We start from the raw sequence: 22,642 nt of genomic DNA on the forward strand, positions 1-22,642 counted from the left end.
GGTGTAGGTTCCCCTGCGGCAAAGGCGCTCCGAGGCGCCGGTCGACGTCCCCTCCAGGAAGGTGTTGGAAGCAATGGTGAAGCTGCCGATCTACATGGACAACCACGCCACCACCCCGCTGGACCCGCGGGTGCTGGAGGCGATGCTGCCCTACCTGCGAGAGGACTTCGGTAACGCGGCCAGCCGCAATCACGTGTTCGGCTGGAAGGCCGAGGCGGCGGTGAACAAGGCCCGGCAGCAGGTGGCCGAGCTCATCGGCGCGGCCGAGCAGGAGATCGTCTTCACCTCGGGCGCCACCGAGTCCGACAACCTGGCCATCAAGGGCGTCATCGAGTTCTACAAGTCCAAGGGTGACCACATCATCACCCTCAAGACGGAGCACAAGGCCATCCTGGACACCTGCAAGCGCCTGGAGCGCGTGCGGCAGGAGCGGTTGGACGAGCTGAAGCTGCTGCGGCTGGCGCAGTTGGCGGGCCAGGACGTCACCGAGGACAACCAGTCGGAGCTGCTGTCGAAGTACGACGTGGACTCCGACGAGACGTACCGTAAGTGGGCCGAGCTGCCCACCGGCGGCGCGCGCGTCACCTACCTGGACGTGGAGCCCGACGGCCGGGTGAGCCTGGAGAAGCTGGCCGCGGCGATGACGCCGAAGACGGTGCTGGTCTCCATCATGTTCGCCAACAACGAGATTGGTGTGGTGCAGCCCATCGCGGAGATTGGCGCGCTGTGCCGCTCCAAGGGCGTGCTCTTCCACTGCGACGCGGTGCAGGGCATCGGCAAGGTGCCCTTCGACGTGGAGGCCATGAAGGTGGACCTGGCCTCCATCACCTCGCACAAGATGTACGGCCCCAAGGGCATTGGCGCGCTGTACGTGCGCCGCCGGCCGCGCGTGCGCATCGCGCCCAGCATCGACGGCGGCGGTCATGAGCGCGGCATGCGCTCCGGCACGCTGAACGTGGCGGCCATCGTCGGCTTTGGCGTGGCTGCCGAGCTGGCTCGCAAGGAGCTGCCCGAGGAGTCGGCGCGCCTCCTTCGCTTGCGTGAAAAGCTGCGCAAGGGCCTCACGGACGCGCTGGACATGACCGTCATCAACGGCTCGCTGGAGCACCGGCTGCCCGGCAACCTCAACATCTCCTTCGCCCACGCGGAGGGAGAGTCCCTGATGATGGGCATCAAGGACGTGGCGGTGTCCTCCGGCTCGGCGTGTACGTCCGCCTCCCTGGAGCCCTCCTACGTGCTGCGCGCGCTGGGCGTGGACGAGGAGCTGGCGCACAGCTCCATCCGCTTCGGCCTGGGCCGCTTCACCACGGAAGAGGAAGTCGACTACGTGGTGAACCTCGTAGTGGACAAGGTCCGCAAGCTGCGCGACATGAGCCCGCTCTACGAGATGGCCAAGGAAGGCATCGACCTCAAGAGCATCGAGTGGACGGCGCACTAGCGCCTTCTCAGGTAGACAGGGGGGCGCGAGCCCCCTCGCCCGGAGGGTGTTGCCCGCCGGAACCTTTGGTGAGAAGCATCCGTTGAAGGAGCAGGCATGGCTTACAGCGACAAGGTCATCGAGCACTACGAGAACCCCCGGAACGTCGGGACGCTCGACAAGGAAGACCCGAACGTGGGCACCGGCCTGGTGGGCGCGCCCGCCTGCGGCGACGTGATGCGCCTGCAGCTCAAGATTTCCGAGGACGGGCTCATCGAGGACGCCCGCTTCAAGACGTTCGGCTGCGGGTCGGCCATTGCCTCGTCGTCGCTCGTCACCGAATGGGTGAAGGGCAAGACGGTGGACCAGGCGATGACCATCTCCAACAAGGACGTGGCCCGCGAGCTGTCGCTGCCGCCGGTGAAGATTCACTGCTCCGTGCTGGCCGAGGACGCCATCAAGGCGGCCATCGAGGACTTCAAGAAGAAGCGCGCCGCGCGTCAGGCCAAGGCGTCCTGACGTTCGGGAAAGGGAGAGGCGAACCATGAGCGAACAGGCGACCCAGGAGACGACGCAGCGCCAGGCGCCTGCCACCGCGCCCGTGGCCAAGCCCCCCAAGGGCATCACCATTGCCGACAGCGCGGTGGCCCGGCTGAAGGAGCTGCTGGAGCAGCGGCAGACGCCCGAGGCGGGCTTGCGGCTGGCCGTGAAGGGCGGCGGGTGCTCGGGCCTCCAGTACTCCATGGAGTGGTCGGAGAAGTCCCGCGAGCGCGACAAGATTTTCGAGAAGGACGGCGTGCGCGTCTTCGTGGACCCAAAGAGCTACCTGTACCTCATCGGTACCGAGCTGGTGTTCGAGCAGACGCTCATGGCCTCCGGCTTCAAGCTGGACAACCCCAACATCAAGGCGGCCTGCGGCTGCGGAGAGAGCTTCTCCGTCTGACGCGGCAGCACGCGCTCCGCCCCCTTCTGGGCGGAGCCGCCGCCACGCGGGCCCGGCCAGCCGCCGGGCCCTTTTCGTTTGTCCCCTCCCCGCATTGGAGAGCCCCCTTTGAGGACCCACTTCGACGTCTTCGGCCTGAAGCGCGCCTATGACGTGGACGTGCCGGCGCTGGAGAAGCAGTACCGCGAGCTGTCGTTGCAGCTCCACCCGGACCGCGTGGCACAGGCCAGCGCGCGCGAGCGCCTGCAGGCCCTGGAGGGCACCACCGCCCTCAACGAGGCCTTCAAGACGTTGAAGGACCCGGTGCGCCGCGCCTTCTACCTGCTCAAGCTGCACGGCATCGACCTGGACCGCGAGGACGCGGGCGCGCAGAAGGACATGCCCCTTGCCTTCCTGGAGGAGGTCATGGACCTGCGCGAGTCGCTGGACACCGCCATGGCGAAGAAGGACCTGGGCCGCGCCCGGGCCATGGCGGACGACGTGGAGGCCCGGAAGAAGGCGGCCCTCACCGAGGCGGCGGAGTCGCTTCGCACCCTGGAGGCAGGCGAGCCGGGGGACGGCGGGCAGGAACAAGTGAGAAAGGCATCGCACGCGCTGGGGCGGGTGCGCTACTTCACGCGCTTCCTCGAGCAGGTGGACGCGTTCGAGGAGGAGATTCAGGCGTGAGCAAGAACGGCTACCTTCAGATTCACGACCCGCTGAAGCCCAAGGGGCAGGCGGTGGGCATCGACCTGGGCACGACGAACTCGCTGGTGGCGGCGGTGGTGAAGGACCAGCCCGTCTGCGTCCCAGTGGACGAAGGCGACGCGCTGTTCCTCCCCTCCGTGGTGCACTACGCGAAGGACGGCGGTGTGGTGGTGGGCGCCCGGGCTCGGAAGCTGGCGTCCGAGCACGCCACCGACACCATCGCCTCCGTGAAGCGCTTCATGGGGCGCAGCCCAGACGACGCGGAGACGCGCAAGCTGGGGCACTACAAGTTCGCGCCCGGCGCCAAGGTGGTGCGCTTCGACGTGGCGGGCGGCACGCCGGTCACGCCCATCGAAGTCTCCGGTGAGGTGCTGCGCGCCCTCAAGCGCCGCGCGGAAGCGCACTTCTCCACCAAGGTGGAGCAGGCCGTCATCACCGTGCCCGCCTACTTCGACGACGCCCAGCGGCAGGCCACCAAGGACGCGGGCCGGCTGGCCGGGCTGGAGGTGCTGCGGCTGCTCAACGAGCCCACCGCCGCCGCGCTGGCCTACGGTCTGGACAAGGGCAGCCAGGGCACCTTCGTCGTCTACGATTTGGGCGGCGGCACCTTCGACATCTCCATCCTCAAGCTGGTGGACGGTGTGTTCGAGGTGAAGTCCACCGGCGGCGACTCCGCGCTGGGTGGCGATGACTTCGACCGGGCGATTGCCCAGCGCGTGCTGGAGACGCTGGGCGCGTCCGAGGCGCCGGCTCCCGCCCTGGTAGCGGAGGTGCTGGCGGCCTCGCGCAAGGCCAAGGAAGCGCTCACCGACGCGGCTTCGGTGGAGTTCTCCGCGGGCGGGCAGACGCACTCAGTGAAGCGCGAGGACTTCGACGCCTGGGTTCAGCCCTTCGTGCAGAAGACGGGCACGGTGTGCCGGCGGGCGATGAAGGACGCGGGCGTGACGGCCGGGGAGCTGGACGGCGTCATCCTGGTCGGCGGCGCCACGCGCGTGCCGGCGGTGCGCCGCTACGTGGCGGAGCTGTTCGGCCGTGAGCCGCTGGGCGACATCGACCCGGACCAGGTGGTGGCGCTGGGCGCCGCGGTGCTGGCCAACCTGCTCACCACGGCGGACCGGCAGGACGACGTGCTGCTGCTGGACGTGATTCCCCTCTCCCTGGGTTTGGAGACGATGGGCGGCATCGTGGAGAAGCTGATTCAGCGCAACTCCACCATCCCCACCACCGCGGGCCAGGTGTTCACCACCTTCAAGGATGGGCAGACGGGCCTGGACGTCCACGTGCTCCAGGGCGAGCGCGAGCTGGTGGAGGACAACCGCAGCCTGGCGCGCTTCACCCTGTCCGGCATTCCGCCCATGGCCGCTGGCATGGCCCGGGTGGAGGTCCGCTTCCAGGTGGACGCCGACGGCATCCTCTCCGTCAGCGCGCAGGAGCAGAGCACCGGCGTCAGCCAGTCGATTACCGTGAAGCCCAGCCACGGCCTCACGGACGAGGAGATTGAGCAGATGCTGCTCGACTCCATCGACTACGCCGAGGACGACATCCAGGCCCGGCAGGTCCGCGAGCAGCGGGTGGACGCCGAGCGCGTCCTGGCCGAGGCGGACCGGCAGTTGGGCGAGCACGGCTCGCTGCTCCAGGAGGGGGAGCGCGCCACCATTGATTCCGCCATCGCCCGCGTGCGCGAGCTGATGAAGGGCGAGGACCACCTGAAGCTGAAGGAGGCCGTGCACGCGCTGGACGAGGCGTCCCGCCCCTTCATCGAACGGGTGATGAATCAGGCCATCACCCAGGTGGTGGCTGGCCACTCCGTGGAGGACTACTGACATGCCCAAGGTGACTTTCAAGAGCCCCCTGGCCGAGGTCAGCGCCGACGTGCCCACCGGCACCACCCTGCTGGACGCCGCCGAGGCCTGCGGCGCCCAGGTGGGGCATAGCTGTGGCGGGGTCTGCGGCTGCTCCACCTGCCACATCTGGGTCCGCAAGGGCCTCGACTCGCTGAGCGAGCAGACGGACGCGGAGGCGGACCGCTTGGACATGGGCTTCGACGTCCGCCCCTATTCCCGGTTGAGCTGCCAGACGGAGCTGGGCGCCGAGGACATCCTGGTCGAAATCACCGAGGAGTCCCTCACCGCCTTCATGGACGAGAACCCCGTCCTGCGCCGTTCGCTCGAGGCCGAAGGAAAATGGCCGCTGAAGAAGTGAGGCTGTTACGTAGTGCTTGACGGGGCCGGGCAGTAGCTCTATACGTCCGGCCCATCGCAGCGCCGCACCGCGATGCCCCACCTGCCCAGGTGGTGGAATTGGTAGACACACTAGATTCAGGGTCTAGCGCCTGCAAGGGCATGGAGGTTCGAGTCCTCTCCTGGGCACAAAGTTGAGAAGGGGCCCCGGTTTCAAACCGGGGCCCCTTTTCGCTTTTCAGGGGTCAGGAACGCGCGGGCTCCACGGCATCGTGCGCCACGTGGCTCGCGGCCTCCCGCGCGAGGCTCCCGCCCTTGCGCAAGTCGCGGATGCGAATCTTCCGCAGATGGACGGAGACGGCTCCCACGGCCACCTGGCTGATGACGGTGCCCAGGTGCGTGAGCGTGGCGAAGGCCGCCGCGTCCTCCGGCGAGGCCCCGAGGCTGCGGGCCGCCCAGCTCGTCACGAAGTAGTAGATGCCCATGCCCGCGGGGACACCCGGGAGCGACTGCCCCAGGGAGATGGCCCCCAGCACCACCGCCCCGGCGAAGAGTCCGCCGGAGATGCCGATGCCGTGGAGTGCCAGGCCGTAGGCCAGCGCGGAGGCCAGCACTGGCGCCACCGAGAAGACGAACACCTTCGCCATGCCCGTGAAGGAGCGCGCGGTGCCCAGGCCCTCGCTGACGTGGTGGAGGAAGCCCTCCACCCTCGGGAGCTTGTGGCGACGGTGGAGGGCGAAGGCGAGCGGACCGGACCAGTGCGCTAGAAACACCACCAGCGCAACAAGCCCCACACAGAGTAACACGGCAACTTTCAGCTCCCCCTCGAAGCGGGACAGCGTCCGGCCGAAGGGGCCCAGCAACGACAGCATGACAAGCAGCATCAGCGCTGCGAACTCCATCAGCTTGCAGACGCCCACGGTGCCCAGGCACCGGAGAAAGGGGATGCGCTGCGTCCTCGACAGGAGGAACGAGCGCATGACGTCGCCCAGCTTTCCCGGCAGCGCGTTGTGGACGAAGGCGCCAATGGCCACCAGGTGGTAGCGCTCCTTGAGGGGCACATGCCGACGGAGGGTGCGCTGCCACTGCACCGCGCGCAGCGGGATGATGGAGGCCTGGAGCAGCATGAAGGGCACCAGCCACACGAGGTGGCGGGGCAAGTCCCTTACGAAGTCCCCCAGCGGGAAGCGCGGCTGGAGCAGCGGCCCCGTGCCGCTCAGGTTCCACTTGAAGAAGGCAGTGGACAGCAGGACGACGGACAGCACGAGCCCGAAGACGGCGAGCAGCGCCTTGAGCAGCGCCCGGCCTCCGGCGTGCCTCGCCCTCCCCTTCACGGCACCAACCGGAGTCGTGGGGTGTTGTCGAGAAAGACCGCCGCGAGCCGCTCATGGAGCTGTACGCAGTGAGAAAGGCCGGACAGGTCCACGGGCGCCTTCGCGGGCCAGCACACCAGGCTGTTGGCCTCCGTGCGAGTCAGTCCTCCGTGCGAGCCGAACTCCCAGGCGAAGCCCACGGTGCCACCGCGCTGCACGGCTTCGCCGAAGAGGACCAGGTCGCCCGCGGTGGACATGGTCGGGAGTACGCGGAGGAAGTCTGCCACCGCGCGCTTGCTGAATTCGGCGGACAGTGGGGCACGGTCCAGCGTGTCCACGGTGTAGACGCCGTCGCGCACGAGCGCGACCGCGCTGTTGCCTCGTCTCAGTGTGACAAGGCCAATGTCTGGACTCCGCGTCACCCGGGCCAGTACCTCGGGGTGGCGCTCGAGCAGGGCCATGGCTTCCAGCGGCTTGGACTCACCAGACAGGTACACATGGGCGAAGTTGCCGCAGTCGATGGCCACGGGCGTGAATGGCGCTCGAGGCTGGGTGTCCAGCTCCGGGTGAGCCCTCCCGTCGCATAGTCCGCGGACTGCGTCGTCGGAGAGAGGTCCGTCACCGTGGGGCGCCGTCAACCACTGCGCCAGGGGCTGGCCCTTCCGCTGCTCCCAGGGCAGACAGTCCACGTGTCCGTGGTCGGAGAGGAAGACGACGTCGTAGGGCTGCTCCACCGCGCCCGCCACAGCGTATAGCTCCGCGAGGTACGAATCCACGCGGTGCAGCTCGGCGCGAGCCTGTTCGGAGCGCGGCCCCCGGCGGTGGGCCACCTCATCATAGTTGCCGTAGACCAGATAGATGACGGGGACACCCCGCGCCATGTCCACCAAGGACTTGGTGAAGGCGAAGCTCCAACCCAGCCGCTGGAGGAAGACGTGGCTGAAGAGGAAGGCCGGCTCGTGGCGCCAATCGTGAAGCGCACGAGCCCAGTGGGCGACTTCGCGCGCTGCGGCCCAGGTGTCCATGCCCAGCGAGCGCAGGTAGTCCCAGATGCCGCGAGTGCGCGCGGTGAGCAACCCCAGCATCTCGTAGGAGAACGCGCGCGACATCTGCTCGAAGCTGGCCAGCGTGCTCATGCTCAGCGCGTTCTCTGCTCCCGCTCGGAACAGGGAGAAATACCCGTGGCCCCCACCCTCGAGCAGACTGGTGCGGCCCGCACCGCGCAGGCGCTGATCGATGGCCAGCGCATCCGCCGGGGTGTTCATCTGGACCTTGCGGCCCAGCTCACGGTCGAACCACGAGTAGGCCGGCAGGTTGGAATGGCGCATGCCGTAGAGCAGGCCTGCCTGGAAGAAAGGCGTTGACGTGGGCGCTCCCCAAAAGGCCTCGTCCAGATGGAAGGCCCCCGAGCGGACGAGCCGCGATAGAAAGGGCATGCGCCCCGCGACGAGCGCTTCATCCAGCAGGCTCTTGGGGACGCCATCCAGGTGGACGAGGAGCAGCTTCCTCGCCCTGCGTCCCGGCGCGGGTGGCACCTTCTCCCGGACCCGGCGCACGAGGCTGTGAGCCCATAGATGCATCGCTGGTGGAAGCACAGCGCTCACGGGTGTCGCCTCCCCTCCTCCGGCAGCCAAGATGAGCACTTGAGAGAACAGCCGCCCCGGGGTGTGAGCCGCCTTCCAGGAGAGCGGGCGGGCAGCCGCCGACGTTTCCTGGGAGAGGCCGCCCCTGGACAAGAACGGAAGCAAGCGGGCGGGCGCCGTGAGCCCCCCCCTACTGTCGCGTAAACCTACACGCGGCAGCCACCCGGCCATGGTTGTGACTGGACGTGTGGCGCAGCGCCGCATCCCCCGCGTCAGGAGCACGAAGCACGCGGATCATCTGGCTCAGCGCAGCTTCACGTACTCACCCAGGTCGCCAAAACCGATGAGGTCGGCTCGGTCATCGTTGTTGATGTCCACGGCGAAGCGAGGGTGCCTGTTCACGCGCCAGTCTCCGACACCGTAGACAAAATCCGGCGACATGAGCGTGGACGCAGAGAAGCTGGAGCCCGTCGACAGGGCGGCGCGGGTCTCTTTCTCTCCAAACCCAACAATGTCGGCCTTGCCATCACCATCGACGTCCGCGACGGTGCGCACATGGCGATCCACACGCCATCCCTGGTCCCAGGTGAACTCAGAAGTCCATTGCTGGGTGGGATTGAAGCCAGTGCCCGTGTTGTTGGCCAGCGCGACGTATACGCCACTCTTGGAGAAGCCAACGATGTCCGCCCTGCCATCGCCGTTGACGTCCGCGACGGCGCGCACGGTATAGGGCACAAACCACTGCTGGTTTACGCCAAAATCTCCCAACCAGAGCCTCGAAGCACCGAACGAAGAGCCCGTGGAAAGAGAAACATATACACCCGCATCACCAAACCCAACGACATCTGCCTTACCATCACCATTGACATCCGCGACGGTGCGCACATGGCTCTCCACTCGCCATTGACCGACATTGTAGCCAAAATCCCCCACCCAGAACTGGGGCGAACCAAAGCCGAAGCCATTCGACAGCGCGACGTGTACGCCAGCGTCATGGAAGCCAATGAGATCCGCCTTGCCATCGCCATTGACGTCCGCGACGGTACGTGGGTGCCGGTCCACGCGCCAGTTCTGAGCATAGCCGAAAGCTTGAAGATGGAGCAGCGAGGGAGCGAAGTAACCGGCATCTAAAGATGGGGGCACGTACACGGTCCGGGAGACAAACACGCCCGCATAGCCGAAGCCGACGATGTCAGGGAGTCCATCCCCAGTGACATCCCCCATGACACGCTCGTGGTAGCCCACCTCCCACCCCCCAGCGCTTTGGTCAGCTCCAAACTGGCGCCCCCACATCGAGTCACCGTAGAGCAGGGTGGCACCCTTGATATCATACTGACTCAACCGACCGCCCCGACGCCAGCGACTGTCGCCACATTCATACATGACCGAATCGGAATCTACTTCTTCCCCGAACACCGTGTCGGCGTCGTCAGCCCCCCTCCCCCGACAACTGGACGAACTGATTCTCGCCTCCTCATTAGCGAAGCCGAGCGCATGACCGAATTCGTGAACCGCCATGGCACGAATGCAGCGCTCTCGCGTGTCCTGACAGTTCTGCATCCAATGCTGGAAAGTGAGGTTGAGCACCATGGCATCAGAGAGCGCCTCATTGTTCCACCCCAAGCCATACGTAAAGGAGCCATCGGAGGTATCTTCGATGAGGATGCGGATGCTCCCCGGATTCCAGAGACACGCCCCCCAGCCAGTGAAGTCGAGCGGCGTGATCAGGCCCCAGGTGCCCTCGACCGCGCTCCGCACCCATTCTCGTTCGACATCGCCAGCGGCCGATGGGTTCTCCCAGCAGACGGAGATGGTTCGAGAATCCCAAATGTACGCCGAGGCGGCGTAAAGCCCTGCCGAGTCAGCATCGACGGTCGCCTCTTGTTCGAATGATGTCAGCGCATCGTCGGATCCACCACAACCCGTGATGAGAAGGCCACCCACGAACATCAGGATGAGAGGCAGAGCATGGAAGGTCAGGGTTCGCCGCACGAGGCTCTCACTTGTCTGGACGGGGACCGTCCGGCTCCGGAATGGGTTATCAACGGCGGAAACAATGGATAGACGGGCAGATGACCGGGACCATGATCCTGCTCATGAGCCCCCGGAATCGACATTGAAGCGCGAAGGAGGGACACACACCTGCTGCCCAACCCCTAACGGATGATATACGACACCCTTCCAGCACAGGCGCTGTCCCGAGCACAGCCAACGCGAATCCGGTACGTACCCGCGACCTTCGCCGTGTACCGGATGTAGGAGAGGCTGTCATAGGCATCGTCGTTGTTCGCGACCCCGGTATACGTATTGGTGCTGGTCTCGTATCGATCCAGGCGCAAGTACGTGTCCCCCCTGGCTGTGGCGTACATCACCATGGCGGTCCCCACATAGAGGGTCTCTCCCGCCGACAACGTGACATTCTGGGCGACAGTGTTACGCGTCGCATTGTTGGTGCCGCTGGTCGCGAAATCAAACGTCACCGGTGTCGCTGGTCCTTGACCAGGACACAGCCGCGTGTTGGTCGCCACAGCGCAATACGCATCGATGGCGGGCCGCACGTAGTTGATGGCTTCAGCGCTGCAAATGGCATCCGTGCAACTACCGATGGACGTGATGACATTGACGACATAGCATTCGCCCGCCGGTCCGATGCGCTTGACGTAGTCCTTGTTGCCACGCACGAGGATACCAGCCAGCAAATAGCTGCCGTCGATTTTCGCATAGACGCCCGACCCTGAGTTGCCTCCGAAGGTATCCGTGTCGCCGACGAAAAAGTCCAACGTGGAAGCACGCGAGGCAAGCACCTTGCCCCCCGAATCAATCTTGAAGGGGATGCCGCTACCCGAGCCGATCACAGCCAACTGGGTCGTCGTCGACAGCGCCACGCTGTCCATGCGAACAGGCGCTGGAACAGCGCGCAATGCACTGACAGGGCGGTCCAACTGGACGATGGCATAGTCCAACTGACGGCCACCCACCGTGGATGCGTTGCGCACGACGACGCGACTGCACCTGAAGACGTCTTCCGACGTCACCGGTTCCAGGGTGGTCGCTCCCGTTCGGTAATATTTGAAGACGAAGCGCGTGGATGCACACGACAGCGGCCCCTTCACACAGTGGCCCGCGGTGAGCACCAGGTCGTTATCAATGAGCGTGCCCGAACAAAAAGCAGCCGTCGGGTCATTCAAGAACCTCTGGTCGGAACAAAGGCCCTGGGCTTCCTGTAGCGTCTGCGAGAAGAAGCCGATACTCGAGGGGTTGCTCGTGTCGAGGTCCGCGACGTCCACCAACGCCACGGTCGATTCCCGGGTGAACTTCTTCAGAGTCGCATCGGAGTGCGCGTAATAGTCCTTGCGGTCATCAACACCGTAAACCACGCCCTGTCGCAGCGTGTCCGTGGGGGCGGACGTGTCGCCTCCCTTTGTCACGGGGCCGGAGTCCTGCACGCACGCTACTGAAAGGGAACAGAGCAGCACGCCGAAAAGCTTCCGTCGCACGTGAGTGAGAATGACCTGCATGGAGGGCGGCCCCTGCTGGAGTTGAGAACCTGGAATGTCGAGCAGCAAACATTTCCGGAATTACCAGCATTCACTGAGAGTCCGCAAGCAACTTTGAACGAATTTCAGCCTGAACCTGGACCTCAATTCGAGTTGCAGCACGCGGACTTCCACTACTACCAAAGAAAACAACTTGATACACGGAGCTCCCAAGCCCCCGTATGCCATCAGCGCCCGTTCAGCGAAATGTGCGCGGCGCCAGAAGTCGGCACGGAAATATGCGCGTAGAGTCATTGCATCTGGCTATCAACCGCGCCAGCAATGACGGTTGGCAGTCATCGAAGAGCGCGGATTTCTGGCCATGACCGGCCAGACGTTCCGAATGAGCGCAATTGCGGCCTGCCTGCCCTGAAGGGCAGGAAACTGTCATCTACAGACAACAGCGCAACATGCCCAAAGGGGTTGAGAACGCATCAGGTATATCTGAGCGCCCCGTGGCTGAGTACGCTCCCCGCGTCCGGCCATGGCCCGTCCCCGCCGCAAGGAGCCCCACATGGCCCACAAGTCCCAGCCGGACTACTCCAGTCATGCCCTTGATGGATTGAAACAAGCTTTGCGCGAGCGCCTGAAGACCAACCAACTCGCGCACAGAGAGTTGCTGTGGGAATCAACCCACGGCAGGGAGGCACCGCTCGAGAACGAGCGGGACGTCGAGGCCTGGTTCCTGGGCCCCCGCGCGGAGAACGCGGACATCTTCGAGCAACTGGTGCTGGAGGCCCTGAGAGACCACTCCTTCTGGCGCCGGAACTTCCACCCGATGGACCCACCGGCCATCACCCAGAGCATCAAGAGAGACCCGGGCTACCTCCGGGCGCTCGACACACTGCACACCGAGTTCGACAACCTCCTGGCCGAGCTGAAGAAGTCCGCGCCGTTCTTCAGCATGCGCTACCAGGGCCACATGACGTGGGAGCAGACGCTCCCGGGCATGGCCGGCTACTTCGCGGCCATGCTCTACAATCAGAACAACGTCGCGCTGGAGGCCTCACCGCTGACGACGGTCCTGGAGGTCCGTGCTGGCGAGGACCTGTGCCGGATGGTGGGCTACACCCAGCAGAACGGCATCCGGCCCTGGAGCCATCTGACCAGCGGTGGCACCACCGCCAACATCGAGGCGATGTGGGCCGCGCGAAACTTGAAGTTCTATCCCCTGTCCCTGCGCGAGGCCCTTCAGCGGGAGTCCACGCTTTCCGCCGCGAAGGCCCTCAAGGTAACGCTGCCCTCGGGAACCCAGGCACGTCTGGTTGACCTGGATGCGTGGCAAGCGTTGAACCTGGATGTGGACGAGGTGCTGGGCCTCCCCACCCGCATCCATGAGGAGTTCAAAATCCCGCCGGAGACCCTGACGGCGAACGTGAGCAACTACATGCTCCAGGATTTAGGGCTCGTGGAGTTCACCCGCCGCTACCTGGGAGACCTCCCGGCGCCCGTGTTCATGGTCCCAGGCTCGAAGCACTACTCGCTGCCCAAGGCGGCGGCGATTCTGGGCATCGGCGCGGACCACATGTTCAGCATTCCTCTGGATGAAGAGGGGCGCATGGACGTGTCGGCCCTGGAGGCGCGGCTGGACCAATGCATGAAGGACAAGCAGCCCGTCATCGCGGTGACGGCCGTGATGGGGACGACGGAGGAAGGGTTGGTGGACCCGCTCGCGTCCGTGCTGGCGCTTCGCCGGCAGAAGTACCATCCGCAGGGGATGTCGTTCTGCGTGCACGCCGACGCGGCCTGGGGCGGGTACTTCGCCTCACTCCTCCGCGCGCCGCCGAGTTCAAACAAGCGCCTCGCGGGGCCTCCCGCCCCCGTGCTGTCACTGAGCCGCTATGTCACGGAGCAGTTCGAGGCCCTCCCGGAGGCGGACACCATCACCGTGGATCCGCACAAGACGGGCTATCTGCCCTACCCCGCCGGTGCGCTGTGCTACCGCAATCAGTCCATGCGCAGCTTGGTGGCCTTCGAGGCGCCCTACATCAACACAGCGGGGAGCCAGGAGGACCTCACCGTGGGCAAGTACGGCATCGAGGGATCCAAGCCCGGTGCCGCGGCGGCGGGCGTGTACCTCAGTCATGCCGTCGTGCCACCCGACCAACGTGGCTACGGGAAGATCCTCGGAAGGGCGCTCTACAACTGCAAGCTCTTCCATGCCCGGCTACTGACGATGAACACCGTGGCGAGCGACTTCGTCGTGGTACCGGGTCCGCGATTCAAGCTCTCCGATTCCCTCAAGCGCAAGTACGGCGGAGAGAAGCAGGCGCTGGAGTTCCTGCGTCAGCAAATCCAGGGCATGCGTCAGGAGCAGCTCCTTAGCGCCTCGAGTGAGGAGGAACTGGAGCTGCTGCGCGAAACGGGCGCGGACCTCAACATCCTCACCTACGCCTTCAACTTCAAGACCGAGCAGGGACTCAACACGAGCCTGGAGGAGGCAAACACCTTCAACCGTATGATCTACGAGCGCCTGGGCGTCAAAGCCGATGGCCGTGACATCTACGGCTACCGGCTGCTGGTGAGCACCACGGACTTCATCGAGGAGGACTACGGCAAGAAGTTCTTCGACGACTACAAGACGCGCTTGTTGGGGAGTGGCACGGCGTCGGGACGTGGCGAGGAGGGCCGCATCACCGTGCTGCGCTCCGTCATCATGGACCCCTGGATTACCGAAGACCTCCAGGGTCGGCCGTTCCTCGACACCATCATCGAGGAGCTGCGAGCGGCCGTGATGGACGCGCTCAACGAGATGCGCGGCACCTCATCGAAGTGCTCGCGCTGACGCGCTTCAGGGAGCTCTGTCAGCGACGAGGTTGTTGAGCCCGTGAGGCATTGGATTTCTCAAGGCCTGGCAACCTCGTCGTCTTCGGAAAACCCCATCTGCATCCGTGATTGGGGGCGCACCGGCCCAGGCGGGAGGTGACCATGGCGCTCGAGGCGCTGACCGGGGAGAGCAGGTGAGGGGAAAAGCGCCCCGCTCTCGCGGCGCAGCATACCGCCGCGAGAGACGAGGTGCTGGTGCTCAGCACGCACCGGTTTCAGTCACGGACTGCCCCTACCGCCTGATGCGCAGCGTGACGGAGGAGAACACCTCGATGCGCTTTCCGTCTTCCTGGATGAAATGGCTGGTGTAGGCCACCGGCTTGACGAAGATGCCGGTCGCTTCGTGTTCGTTGTTCGATTTGGCGCTGAACCGCGCCAACTGAAGCGTTCCCAGGCAGATGCCCGTGCAGCCCACGGCCCTGGAGCCGCGGTACACGAACACCGTGCCGCCCTCAATCTCGTTCGAGCTGTTGGTCCGCGCCTTTGGCACGGCGATGAACAGCCGCTGCTCGGTGTCGGGAACTTCCCAGACCGCGCCTAGAGGGAGGCTGCTGGTGCTGTGGGCATTGGCGCCCACCGGACGGAGCGTGACGTCAATGGAACCACCGTTGTCGATGGCCGAGTTGACCTTGACGAGCTCCTCCTTCTGGGTCCACCCCAACCAGTGGAGCTGTGGGAGGTTGTAGTTGTCTGACGCAAACTTGCCCATGTACGTGCTCGAGTCGGCAGACCTCACCTGCTTGCCCGTCGTGGAATCGCGCCGGTTGCCGTGCCCGAGCCCGAGGACGTGCCCCACCTCGTGGGCGTAGTCCCGGAACAGGTTGCCTTTGATGTAGACGCTGCGCCCCCCGCCGTTCGAGGTATCGCACATCCCGCCAGGCAGTACATACACGGTCAGGTCTGCGTTCGAATTGGACTTCTGTCTGGCCTGCTGCTTGGCAATCTTGCAGTTCTGGGAAGTCACGCTCACGGTCTGCGAACCGATGAGGTCCAGGCGGACCTGACCACGAGACGCGACGGAGAAGTGGTCGCTCAGGTTACCGATGGTTCTCTTGATGGCGTCCATCGAGGGAGTTGCCCTGCCAGCGAGGGTCATCCGGACGGCGCGGACGGTGAGCTTCTTGTTGATGCCTCCCAGTCTGCTGTTGAAGTTCTGGACGCACGTCGGCTCATCGTCGGCGCAGGTATATCGGTACGGCGACGAGGGTGCCTCGATGTCGCTGATTCGGAACGCGCGCACGTTATCGTTCGCGATTGCACCACTGTCGAACGAAGTCTCACAGAGGCTCGCGTCGGTCTCGACGGCGACCGAGTCTCCAGTGCAGTGCGCGCCAGAATGGAGCGTCACGCTCTTGCCGATCGGTACGTCAAAAAAGGATGCGCCCGCGGCTGCATCCAACGAGTGGCAGCCGTTGGACGCGGCCTCGTAGATCATCTGGGACTCCCCATTGCAACTGTCGCGCACGCTGACGAAAGGCGTGCGCGGTGCGAGAAGCTGTGCGCGCAACGTAGACCAGTTGGCCACCGTGCAGTCTTCTACCTGCACTGCCTCAAGGAAGACTCCGTCCTCAAGTTCGGGGTGCTCGTAGGTCTCGCAGGTCTCCCACATCTCACTCCAGTGCGCCCAGTCGCAGGTCCCCGCATTGACGTACGTCTCGACACACGAGAGCGATGCCGCGAGGGCCGGAGAGACGACCGCCTGACTTGAGGACGCGACAGACGCCGCGATACCGGGGCCACCTGACTGTTCGAGGGCCGGCTGCTCCTCCTCTCCTCCCTGGCACCCTGACACGAGCGTTCCGCACAGCATCACGACAGTCATTGACAGCTTTTGCATGAGCCCCACCGCGCAGCCCGCAGCTGCGTGCCACTGTGCAACATATGCAGCAGAACGACTGTCGCAATTCAATCAATAGGCCAACCCATGGGTGATGCCAGCGGGGCTGGTTTGTCAGTGGGTTACGCGGCCGACGCTCTTCGAGGTGCGAAGTGTTTTACGCGTTTTGCCTACCAATAGCGACCAATAGTGAGAGAAACCTTACGCACAGCGCACCGCAACTATCGGACATTGAGAATATAATACTTCTGACACATCAAACCAGCCCTGCCATGACAGAGCAGGAACAAGGCACTCACAGGAGCATTGAAAGAAATTGCCAATCAGCGCCCACGCCTCTCACCCGGGCCAAGAGGGCTTCATCACGAACTCAGCAAGGATCCCGCGCGCCTCAATGACGCTGGCATCTCTCGGATCGATTGCTGCGACTGTATCATCGTAAGGGTCGAGGGAGAGATAGACCATGCCCGACGGCTGAACGAGCGCCTTGTACCCAGGAACGAAATAGAATGCCTGTTCCTCAGACCATCGGAATTCGATCCGGGTCACACCCGTAAAGCGGATGCGCAACTCTGCCACGGGGCTTTCCGGCCTCGGGGAGCACACGAGCTCCAATAGCACTCCGCAGTGCTCTGCGGCACGCGCCGCTATCGACAGAATCCTCCCGTCGTGCAGCGCCCACCGTCTTGCAATCTCATCGAGCGCTCGCGCACCCTCGAAAGTACTCATGTGTTCCACCTGAGACCGGTGACGGCGCTGTACTTCACGCGGTCCTCCTCGGGCACCAGCACCCCCGCCATGAAGCTCATCTTACCTGCCGCCGACATGGACTGCACGATGATGGCCAACAGTTCGTCAAGCATCCGGATAACCGCCGCCATGGAGCCCACGAGCTCGTTCGACTCCTCCCCGACGATGTAGCACCTTGAGCTGCTCGAAGCCGGCATTCTTGCCCAGGGCATGGCTCCGGTAGCGCCAGTCTCCGAAGTGGAGCGCACCTCGTCCTTGCGGACCTCGGCCTGAAGGCCGAGGAGAGAGGACGCTGAGGCTGGCGTTCATGCGGATCTCCTCGATGCTCTGGATGCAGAGGCACTGGAAACGGACGACGGCCAAGAGTTGAGCTACCCTGTACGGGTGCTTTCAGCCATCGGCGGCACATCTCCCCATCAGGCATCCGTAGGTGAACGCCATGCAGGTCGCAAACATCGGATGGGACCGCCTTCACGATGCAACTCTGGTTTCCGTGACCACTGAGTGGGCATCGGGCGAGACCCACGTTCGGGTGCGGCTGAGCGAGGAGGCTGCACGCCACGCCGAAATTCATGTCACGGGTTCGACGCTGCTTCGCTGTTCCCGAGAGCAACCTTGGGGCCCAAGCGTGTCGATCAACGAAGTCCGCCACCTGTCCATTCAAGACGGGTGGCAGCGACTTGAAATCGAGATTCAGAGCGGAGACGTGATCGAGATCGAGGGTGACGCTGTTGAACTCAACGTCGATGTCTGCCCCCAAGCTGATGCAAGGTAACCGTTCAGCAGAGGTGTTGAGGAGCCCGTCGCGGCGTGCGCCCCGTGGCTGATGACGACGAAGTCCCGCGAGACGCTGGAATCAAATCCTCTGCGCGCCGAAGTTCCGCTTGCGCCACAGGACGACGCCCCGCAGCGCGCGCTCAGGAAGCCCCGCCCCCAAGTGCCATCCCATCGCGAGAGTGCTACCCAGCAGCTCTCACACTCAGACGGGAAAATGCGCGTGGACTCGCTCACCGGCCATGGCCCTCCAGTTTCCGCCCCAGCCTCCGCACCGAGCGCGACTCATCGGGGAGCGTACTCTGAAGACAGTTCGTCCAAGTAGCTCTTCCACTGGCTGTAGAGCCTCCGCTCATTCATCTCGCGACTACCAAGATCGGGCTCGTCAGAAGGCATGTATCGGATGAACCGGGCGACACGCTCTGGGTACCCAAAATCGGCATAAATCTTCTCACCCATCTCAAGTGGATCGGAGAAGTGCTCCCTGTTGATGAACACCCAGGCCAACACGAGGTAGAGCCACTTGCTTTTTATCGCCTCTGCGTCCTGACTTGCTTCGGTTCCCGCGAGTGCCTCCACGCAACTACGAGGCGACTTCCACGGCTCCAGGTCCGCCAGTTCGGCGAGCGCCCGCACAGGCCAATCCTCGATGCCGAGTTGCTCGACAGCCATTTCGACCGGCACCTCGGAGGACAAGAGTTCGTTGTCGACGCCGAAGAGAACCTCGCGCCAAGTAAGCCGCGTCCTCACCGTACGACCTGATTCGGCGTGCATGTGACAACTCCGCCCGAAACGAACCGCTGCCGAGACACGACACCGTTGGGACCAAGGATGCACTCGAAGTTTCCGGACCGTGCGATCATCTCGCCATCTGAATTCTCAGACACACCGGCACGAGCGAGTGGCATCCCCCAGGCAACAGCACTTGCCATACCGGCCGCGACATTTACCTGCGACTCGCCCCGCGATCGAAAAAGCCCTCCCTTCGTGCAGCGCTCCCGTCTTGAACCCTCTTCAAGTGCTCGCCCCCCCCCCAAGCCAACTCGTCCGGGCGTCCTACCCTGGCTGCCTCCATTTCATTACAACAAGACCATCAACCGAGACTCTCTCAACATTCGATGGAGCGTTCTTCAACCGAAACTGAACTGACTCGCGAACCACCAAGACGTCTGGGAAACCAACGTCAGGCCGGCGCCAGTCGAGAATCTCTCCTCGTACGAAGTGGGCGTCCATGTCGCAATCCTCGGTCACCCCCTCGGGGTCATAGACGAACGCAACGACATGCTCACGCTCGCTTCGGACGTACTCCAGCAGTGCCTCTCCGATAAGCGACCGCTCCCGTGACGTCAGCCCCTCAAGCCCAAACTCCACCACAATGACATCACCAATGGCTCGGACACGGCAGTAGACACTCGGCATAGCGTCCAGCCACCATTGAAAACTCACCTCCCCCTGTTCATGCAAGAGCTGAAACAAGGCTGCCTCGGTTGAGAGAACCTGGTCCCCCTCTGCATCAAGTACAAAGATGTATCCATGCTGCGGATGCACCAAAGAGGCGCCTGCGCAATGAAGTACGTTCCTGAGTTCCGAAACGACCAATTCGGAAGCTCCGAAACGATACAGTGCAGCGATCCGGTGGCTCATTTCTTTCTGGAAAACCAAACCGCAGAGAGACTGCCCATGCCAAGTATATTCACCGCCCAAGCAGTGCGGAGAAAGCAACCGGGTTCCAGGGCGTAGACTCCCGGGGTAGCGCGCCAGATAGCCGACAAGCCCAGGAGAAACGCACTCAGCTCAGCGCGCGCACCCAGGTCCGGAGACGGACCTCCGCCTGAGCCTCGCCGCGCACGCCAGACTCGGCGTCCAGCGGCAGGGTGTGGAAGCCCCGGGCTTCCAATCCCTTGCACATCTCCGCACGGACCTGCGCATCCGGCGCGAACAGGATGCAGCCGTCCCCTCCGCCCGCACCGGACAGCTTGCCTGCGGCGCCGTACGTGGCCGCCAGCGCCAGCACGCGGCGCATGCCTTCCGTCTCCAGCGGCCCCAACTCCAGCAGCAGGGCGTGCTGCGCCTTCACGGCCTCCGAGAAGGCCCGGAAGTCTCCGCCGCTCAGCCCGTCCTCAATCGCATGGCCCAGTGTGTCCGAGCGCTCCACGAAGCTCCGGCGGCCCGCCTCCTCCAGCCGAGCCTCCACCTGGCCAATCAACACCCGCGTCGAGGCGCTCTCGCCGGTGAAGGCATACGCCATCGACACCCGAGGCGAAGGCAGCCGCCACACGTCCACCGACGGAGACTCCGCCAGCGCCGCGCGCAACCGCCCGGTGTTGCTCGCCTCAATCAAGGGCGCCACGTCGTAGCGCCGGTAGCGCAGCACGCCACCGGCGAAGCTCGTCGCCACGTCCCCGCCACTGCCCTTCCCGCCCTGCCCCTGCGTGTGCGCCAGCAGCGCCAGCTTCAGGGCGTCGTAGCGCTCTTCCAGCACATAGCGCGCACCTTCCGCCGCCAGCACCGTCGCGCACGCACTGCCGCCCATGCCCAGCTTCTGCCCGTTCGGCCCCACTGCGGACGGCGCCACCGCCAGGTCGAACCCCTGGCTCGCGCGCCCATGTGCGCGCAGGGCCTCGTCCAGCGCCCGCGCCACGAAGGCGAACCCCGCGGGGACTTCACGCTCCCAGCGCACGCCCAGCGGCGTCGTGCTTCCCGCCAGCGTCCCCTCTTCCAGGCACACGTGCACCCGGGCATCCGCGCGGCGGCGGACATACGCGGCGGTGCGCGGCGCCACCGCGGCCAACCGCGCCACGCCGCCCCACAGCACGGCGTACTCCCCGGAGAGGAACAGCTTCCCCGGCGCGGAGAGGGCGCGCTCCATCAGAAGAGGTGCTCCGCCTTCAGCTCCGCGTCACCGCCGGGCACGCAGCGAATCACATCCAGCGCGCCGCACGCGCGGGCCAGCGCCTCCGCGGCCACCTCGTGCGCGGCGTCCGTCAGCAGCACCGGGTTTGGCCCCGCGTCCAGCGTGAACCACACCGGGATGCCCTTCTTGCGCTGCTCCTTCAGGTGCAGGATGAGCGCCAGCGTGCCGGGGCTCATGTAGCTCAGCGGCGGATTCGCGGCGAACGACGTCGCGTGCATCCGCCACGCGTTGCGCTCACACAGCTCACCCAGGGCCTGCAGGTCGCGCCTGGCGATGTGCTCGCGCACCTGCACGACCTCCACCTCGGCGTCCTTCACCCACGCCGGGTAGTACGGGCTGGTGTCCACCGTGAGCTTCATCCCGTCCCGCGACTTCACCTCTTTCTCGCCGCGGTCGAGAATCGCCACCACCATGCGCACGTCCGGCCAGTGGGCCGCGTCGAAGCGCTGCACCGCGAAGCTGTCCTCTCCATCCGGACGTTCGCCGCGCTGCCACTCGCAGAACCCACCCTGCACGCTCCGGCACGCCGAGCCGCTGCCCATGCGCGCCAGGATGCTGGCCGCGCGGGGCTCCGACGGCAACCCCGCCGCTGCGCGTCCCGCCACCGCCAGCGCCGCGAAGCCCGCCGCGCTGCTGGCCAACCCCGCCGCCATGGGGAAGTCCCCGCGAGACACCACCTTCGCGGGGCCCAGGTCGGCCTTCGCCTGGGCGCGCACCAACTCCAGAAGCCGCAGCACGCGGTCGCGCTCGCTGCCCTTCGCGGTGTGCCCGTTGAGCTCCACCTGGTCGCTCGCGGCGCCGAACTCCACCGTGGTCGTCACCGACAGCGGTGACAGCGTGAGGGACAGGCTGGACTGGTGCGGCAGAATCAACGCGTCATCCCGCTTCCCCCAGTACTTCACCAGGGCGATGTTGGGATGCGCCAGAGCTGTGGCTTTCATGGGAAGACTCACGACGCCCGCGGTCCCGCGAGCTGGCTGCTGAAGCAGCGCACGCCCATCCGGGTGAGCTTCGTCACCACGGGCTTGGGCTCCAGGAACAGGCCAATGACGGCCCCACCATCTCCACCAGCTCCGGTCAGCTTGGCGCCCAGCGCCCCCAGCTCCCGCAACCGGTAGACCATCTCTTCCAACGGCGGCGACGACAGGCCCAGCGCCGCGAGCAGGCCCTGGTTGACGTTCATCGCGTCGCCCAGTGCCTCCAAATCTCCCGCCGCCACCGCCTTCGCGCCCTCCGAGGACACCCGTCCAATCTCCGCGAACAGGCGCTCGTAGCGCGACGGCCAGCGAGCCTGCCGCTCCCGCAGCGCGCCCACCGTCTTCTTCGTGGGGCTGCGCTCACCCGCGAGCGTCACCACCACGTGCAAGGGCCTGGGGCTCTCCACGACCTGCCCCGTCCCCTTGGCGGCCCCCGGCTTGCGCCAGTAGAGGACCAGTTGCTCCGCGGCGCTGGTGGTGTGGTCCACGCCGGACGGCGTGCCGTGGAACTCCTGCTCCATCGCCCACGCCACACGCGCCGCGTCCTTCGGTGTGGGCACCTTCCCCGCCGCCTGGAGCAGCAACCGCGCGCACGCCACCGACAGCGCCGCCGAGCTTCCCAGGCCCACCGCCAGCGGCAGGTCCGCCTCCAGCGACACCTTCACCGGCGGCGCGCCCGTCACCTCCGCCGCACGGGCGAACGCCGCCGTGAGCTGCGCCCGCTGCGGGCGGCTGAGCGTGGAGGGCAACGCGAGCTGACACGCCTTCGCGGGCACGGCGCGCGCCGTCACGCCCTGCGACAACGGCCCGGCCAGGGCCGGGTGCCCGTACACGACGCTGTGCTCACCCAACAGGATGACCTTGCCGGCGCCAAAGGCCGACAAGGATTCAGGACGAGGAGCCAC

At 65.3% G+C, this 22,642-nt stretch carries 20 protein-coding genes and 1 tRNA gene; 9 read left to right on the forward strand and 12 right to left on the reverse strand.

Annotated elements, in window-relative coordinates; translation table 11 throughout:
* Positions 1–76 precede the first annotated feature (76 nt).
* The 7 genes from FMQ63_RS25205 to FMQ63_RS25235 all read left to right on the forward strand — a co-directional run bounded on the left by FMQ63_RS25205 (position 77) and on the right by FMQ63_RS25235 (position 5,416).
* Entirely contained in the window at positions 77–1,438 is a 1,362-nt protein-coding gene (locus tag FMQ63_RS25205; RefSeq protein ID WP_225909986.1) for an IscS subfamily cysteine desulfurase, read from the forward strand.
* Positions 1,439–1,534: 96 nt separating this feature from the next.
* On the forward strand, positions 1,535–1,936 hold the full coding sequence (gene iscU, locus FMQ63_RS25210) for a Fe-S cluster assembly scaffold IscU (RefSeq protein ID WP_002634235.1): 402 nt from the start codon (positions 1,535–1,537) through the stop codon (positions 1,934–1,936).
* Between the two features lie 25 nt (positions 1,937–1,961).
* Positions 1,962–2,360 carry an iron-sulfur cluster assembly accessory protein gene (locus FMQ63_RS25215; protein ID WP_020478678.1) on the forward strand — a complete coding sequence of 133 codons (399 nt, stop codon included), beginning with the start codon at positions 1,962–1,964 and terminating at the stop codon, positions 2,358–2,360.
* A 108-nt stretch (positions 2,361–2,468) separates the two neighbouring features.
* Positions 2,469–3,026 (forward strand): Fe-S protein assembly co-chaperone HscB, encoded by a 558-nt coding sequence (gene hscB / locus FMQ63_RS25220; protein WP_026114026.1) that lies wholly within the window; start codon positions 2,469–2,471, stop codon positions 3,024–3,026.
* A complete protein-coding gene (gene hscA / locus FMQ63_RS25225; RefSeq protein WP_011554982.1) occupies positions 3,023–4,870 on the forward strand; it encodes a Fe-S protein assembly chaperone HscA in 1,848 nt (615 codons plus the stop codon). The genes hscB and hscA overlap by 4 nt, the downstream gene beginning before the upstream one ends.
* Position 4,871: 1 nt before the next feature.
* Entirely contained in the window at positions 4,872–5,249 is a 378-nt protein-coding gene (locus tag FMQ63_RS25230) for a 2Fe-2S iron-sulfur cluster-binding protein (protein ID WP_011554983.1), read from the forward strand.
* 83 nt (positions 5,250–5,332) lie between these two features.
* Positions 5,333–5,416 (forward strand) — tRNA-Leu (locus FMQ63_RS25235).
* Positions 5,417–5,472: 56 nt separating this feature from the next.
* Here the strand turns inward: FMQ63_RS25235 and FMQ63_RS25240 are convergent.
* The 4 genes from FMQ63_RS25240 to FMQ63_RS25255 form a co-directional block, all read right to left on the reverse strand.
* Entirely contained in the window at positions 5,473–6,561 is a 1,089-nt protein-coding gene (locus tag FMQ63_RS25240; RefSeq protein ID WP_011554984.1) for a lysylphosphatidylglycerol synthase transmembrane domain-containing protein, read from the reverse strand.
* Positions 6,558–8,405: an alkaline phosphatase family protein gene (locus FMQ63_RS25245; protein ID WP_011554985.1), complete on the reverse strand. Its 1,848-nt coding sequence runs from the start codon at positions 8,403–8,405 to the stop codon at positions 6,558–6,560. The genes FMQ63_RS25240 and FMQ63_RS25245 overlap by 4 nt, the downstream gene beginning before the upstream one ends.
* 21 nt (positions 8,406–8,426) lie before the next feature.
* A complete protein-coding gene (locus FMQ63_RS25250; protein ID WP_011554986.1) occupies positions 8,427–10,115 on the reverse strand; it encodes an FG-GAP-like repeat-containing protein in 1,689 nt (562 codons plus the stop codon).
* A 164-nt stretch (positions 10,116–10,279) separates the two neighbouring features.
* Positions 10,280–11,641 (reverse strand): serine protease, encoded by a 1,362-nt coding sequence (locus FMQ63_RS25255; protein ID WP_026114028.1) that lies wholly within the window; start codon positions 11,639–11,641, stop codon positions 10,280–10,282.
* 532 nt (positions 11,642–12,173) lie between these two features.
* On the opposite strand from FMQ63_RS25255, the gene FMQ63_RS25260 reads away from it, so the two are divergent.
* Positions 12,174–14,444, forward strand: coding sequence for a pyridoxal-dependent decarboxylase (locus tag FMQ63_RS25260; RefSeq protein WP_225909383.1), 2,271 nt, complete (start codon positions 12,174–12,176; stop codon positions 14,442–14,444).
* Between the two features lie 273 nt (positions 14,445–14,717).
* On the opposite strand, the gene FMQ63_RS25265 is transcribed toward FMQ63_RS25260, so the two are convergent.
* The 3 genes from FMQ63_RS25265 to FMQ63_RS25275 form a co-directional block, all read right to left on the reverse strand.
* Positions 14,718–16,322, reverse strand: a complete 1,605-nt coding sequence (locus tag FMQ63_RS25265) for a hypothetical protein (protein WP_225909384.1) — start codon at positions 16,320–16,322, stop codon at positions 14,718–14,720.
* Between the two features lie 339 nt (positions 16,323–16,661).
* Positions 16,662–17,051 carry a hypothetical protein gene (locus tag FMQ63_RS25270; protein ID WP_020478675.1) on the reverse strand — a complete coding sequence of 130 codons (390 nt, stop codon included), beginning with the start codon at positions 17,049–17,051 and terminating at the stop codon, positions 16,662–16,664.
* Entirely contained in the window at positions 17,048–17,212 is a 165-nt protein-coding gene (locus tag FMQ63_RS25275) for a hypothetical protein (protein WP_225909385.1), read from the reverse strand. The genes FMQ63_RS25270 and FMQ63_RS25275 overlap by 4 nt, the downstream gene beginning before the upstream one ends.
* Before the next feature lie 299 nt (positions 17,213–17,511).
* Between FMQ63_RS25275 and FMQ63_RS25280 the strand changes: the two genes are divergently transcribed.
* Positions 17,512–17,847, forward strand: coding sequence for a hypothetical protein (locus FMQ63_RS25280; protein WP_141276754.1), 336 nt, complete (start codon positions 17,512–17,514; stop codon positions 17,845–17,847).
* Between the two features lie 284 nt (positions 17,848–18,131).
* Here FMQ63_RS25280 and FMQ63_RS25285 read toward each other — a convergent pair whose 3' ends face one another.
* The 5 genes from FMQ63_RS25285 to mvk form a co-directional block, all read right to left on the reverse strand.
* Positions 18,132–18,620 carry a DUF2247 family protein gene (locus tag FMQ63_RS25285; protein ID WP_020478673.1) on the reverse strand — a complete coding sequence of 163 codons (489 nt, stop codon included), beginning with the start codon at positions 18,618–18,620 and terminating at the stop codon, positions 18,132–18,134.
* Between the two features lie 282 nt (positions 18,621–18,902).
* Entirely contained in the window at positions 18,903–19,550 is a 648-nt protein-coding gene (locus FMQ63_RS25290; protein WP_194866447.1) for a hypothetical protein, read from the reverse strand.
* 85 nt (positions 19,551–19,635) lie between these two features.
* Positions 19,636–20,715, reverse strand: coding sequence for a mevalonate kinase (locus tag FMQ63_RS25295; RefSeq protein WP_011554993.1), 1,080 nt, complete (start codon positions 20,713–20,715; stop codon positions 19,636–19,638).
* A complete protein-coding gene (gene mvaD / locus FMQ63_RS25300; protein ID WP_026114029.1) occupies positions 20,715–21,701 on the reverse strand; it encodes a diphosphomevalonate decarboxylase in 987 nt (328 codons plus the stop codon). The genes FMQ63_RS25295 and mvaD overlap by 1 nt, the downstream gene beginning before the upstream one ends.
* 8 nt (positions 21,702–21,709) lie before the next feature.
* Complete coding sequence (gene mvk / locus FMQ63_RS25305; protein WP_011554995.1) at positions 21,710–22,642, reverse strand: mevalonate kinase; 933 nt, start codon at positions 22,640–22,642, stop codon at positions 21,710–21,712.

The organism is Myxococcus sp. CA005 (genome assembly GCF_006518205.1).
In the GTDB taxonomy this organism is placed as follows: domain Bacteria; phylum Myxococcota; class Myxococcia; order Myxococcales; family Myxococcaceae; genus Myxococcus; species Myxococcus xanthus.

Bases quoted from the DNA above. Each gene is read 5' to 3' on its own strand.
- FMQ63_RS25230 (WP_011554983.1), top strand. From the start codon at position 4,872: ATGCCCAAGGTGACTTTCAAGAGCCCCCTGGCCGAGGTCAGCGCCGAC.
- FMQ63_RS25260 (WP_225909383.1), top strand. From the start codon at position 12,174: ATGGCCCACAAGTCCCAGCCGGACTACTCCAGTCATGCCCTTGATGGA.
- FMQ63_RS25265 (WP_225909384.1), bottom strand. From the start codon at position 16,322: ATGCAAAAGCTGTCAATGACTGTCGTGATGCTGTGCGGAACGCTCGTG.
- mvaD (WP_026114029.1), bottom strand. From the start codon at position 21,701: ATGAAAGCCACAGCTCTGGCGCATCCCAACATCGCCCTGGTGAAGTAC.
- FMQ63_RS25255 (WP_026114028.1), bottom strand. From the start codon at position 11,641: ATGCAGGTCATTCTCACTCACGTGCGACGGAAGCTTTTCGGCGTGCTG.
- iscU (WP_002634235.1), top strand. From the start codon at position 1,535: ATGGCTTACAGCGACAAGGTCATCGAGCACTACGAGAACCCCCGGAAC.
- FMQ63_RS25285 (WP_020478673.1), bottom strand. From the start codon at position 18,620: ATGCACGCCGAATCAGGTCGTACGGTGAGGACGCGGCTTACTTGGCGC.
- FMQ63_RS25270 (WP_020478675.1), bottom strand. From the start codon at position 17,051: ATGAGTACTTTCGAGGGTGCGCGAGCGCTCGATGAGATTGCAAGACGG.
- FMQ63_RS25295 (WP_011554993.1), bottom strand. From the start codon at position 20,715: ATGGAGCGCGCCCTCTCCGCGCCGGGGAAGCTGTTCCTCTCCGGGGAG.
- FMQ63_RS25280 (WP_141276754.1), top strand. From the start codon at position 17,512: ATGCAGGTCGCAAACATCGGATGGGACCGCCTTCACGATGCAACTCTG.
- FMQ63_RS25215 (WP_020478678.1), top strand. From the start codon at position 1,962: ATGAGCGAACAGGCGACCCAGGAGACGACGCAGCGCCAGGCGCCTGCC.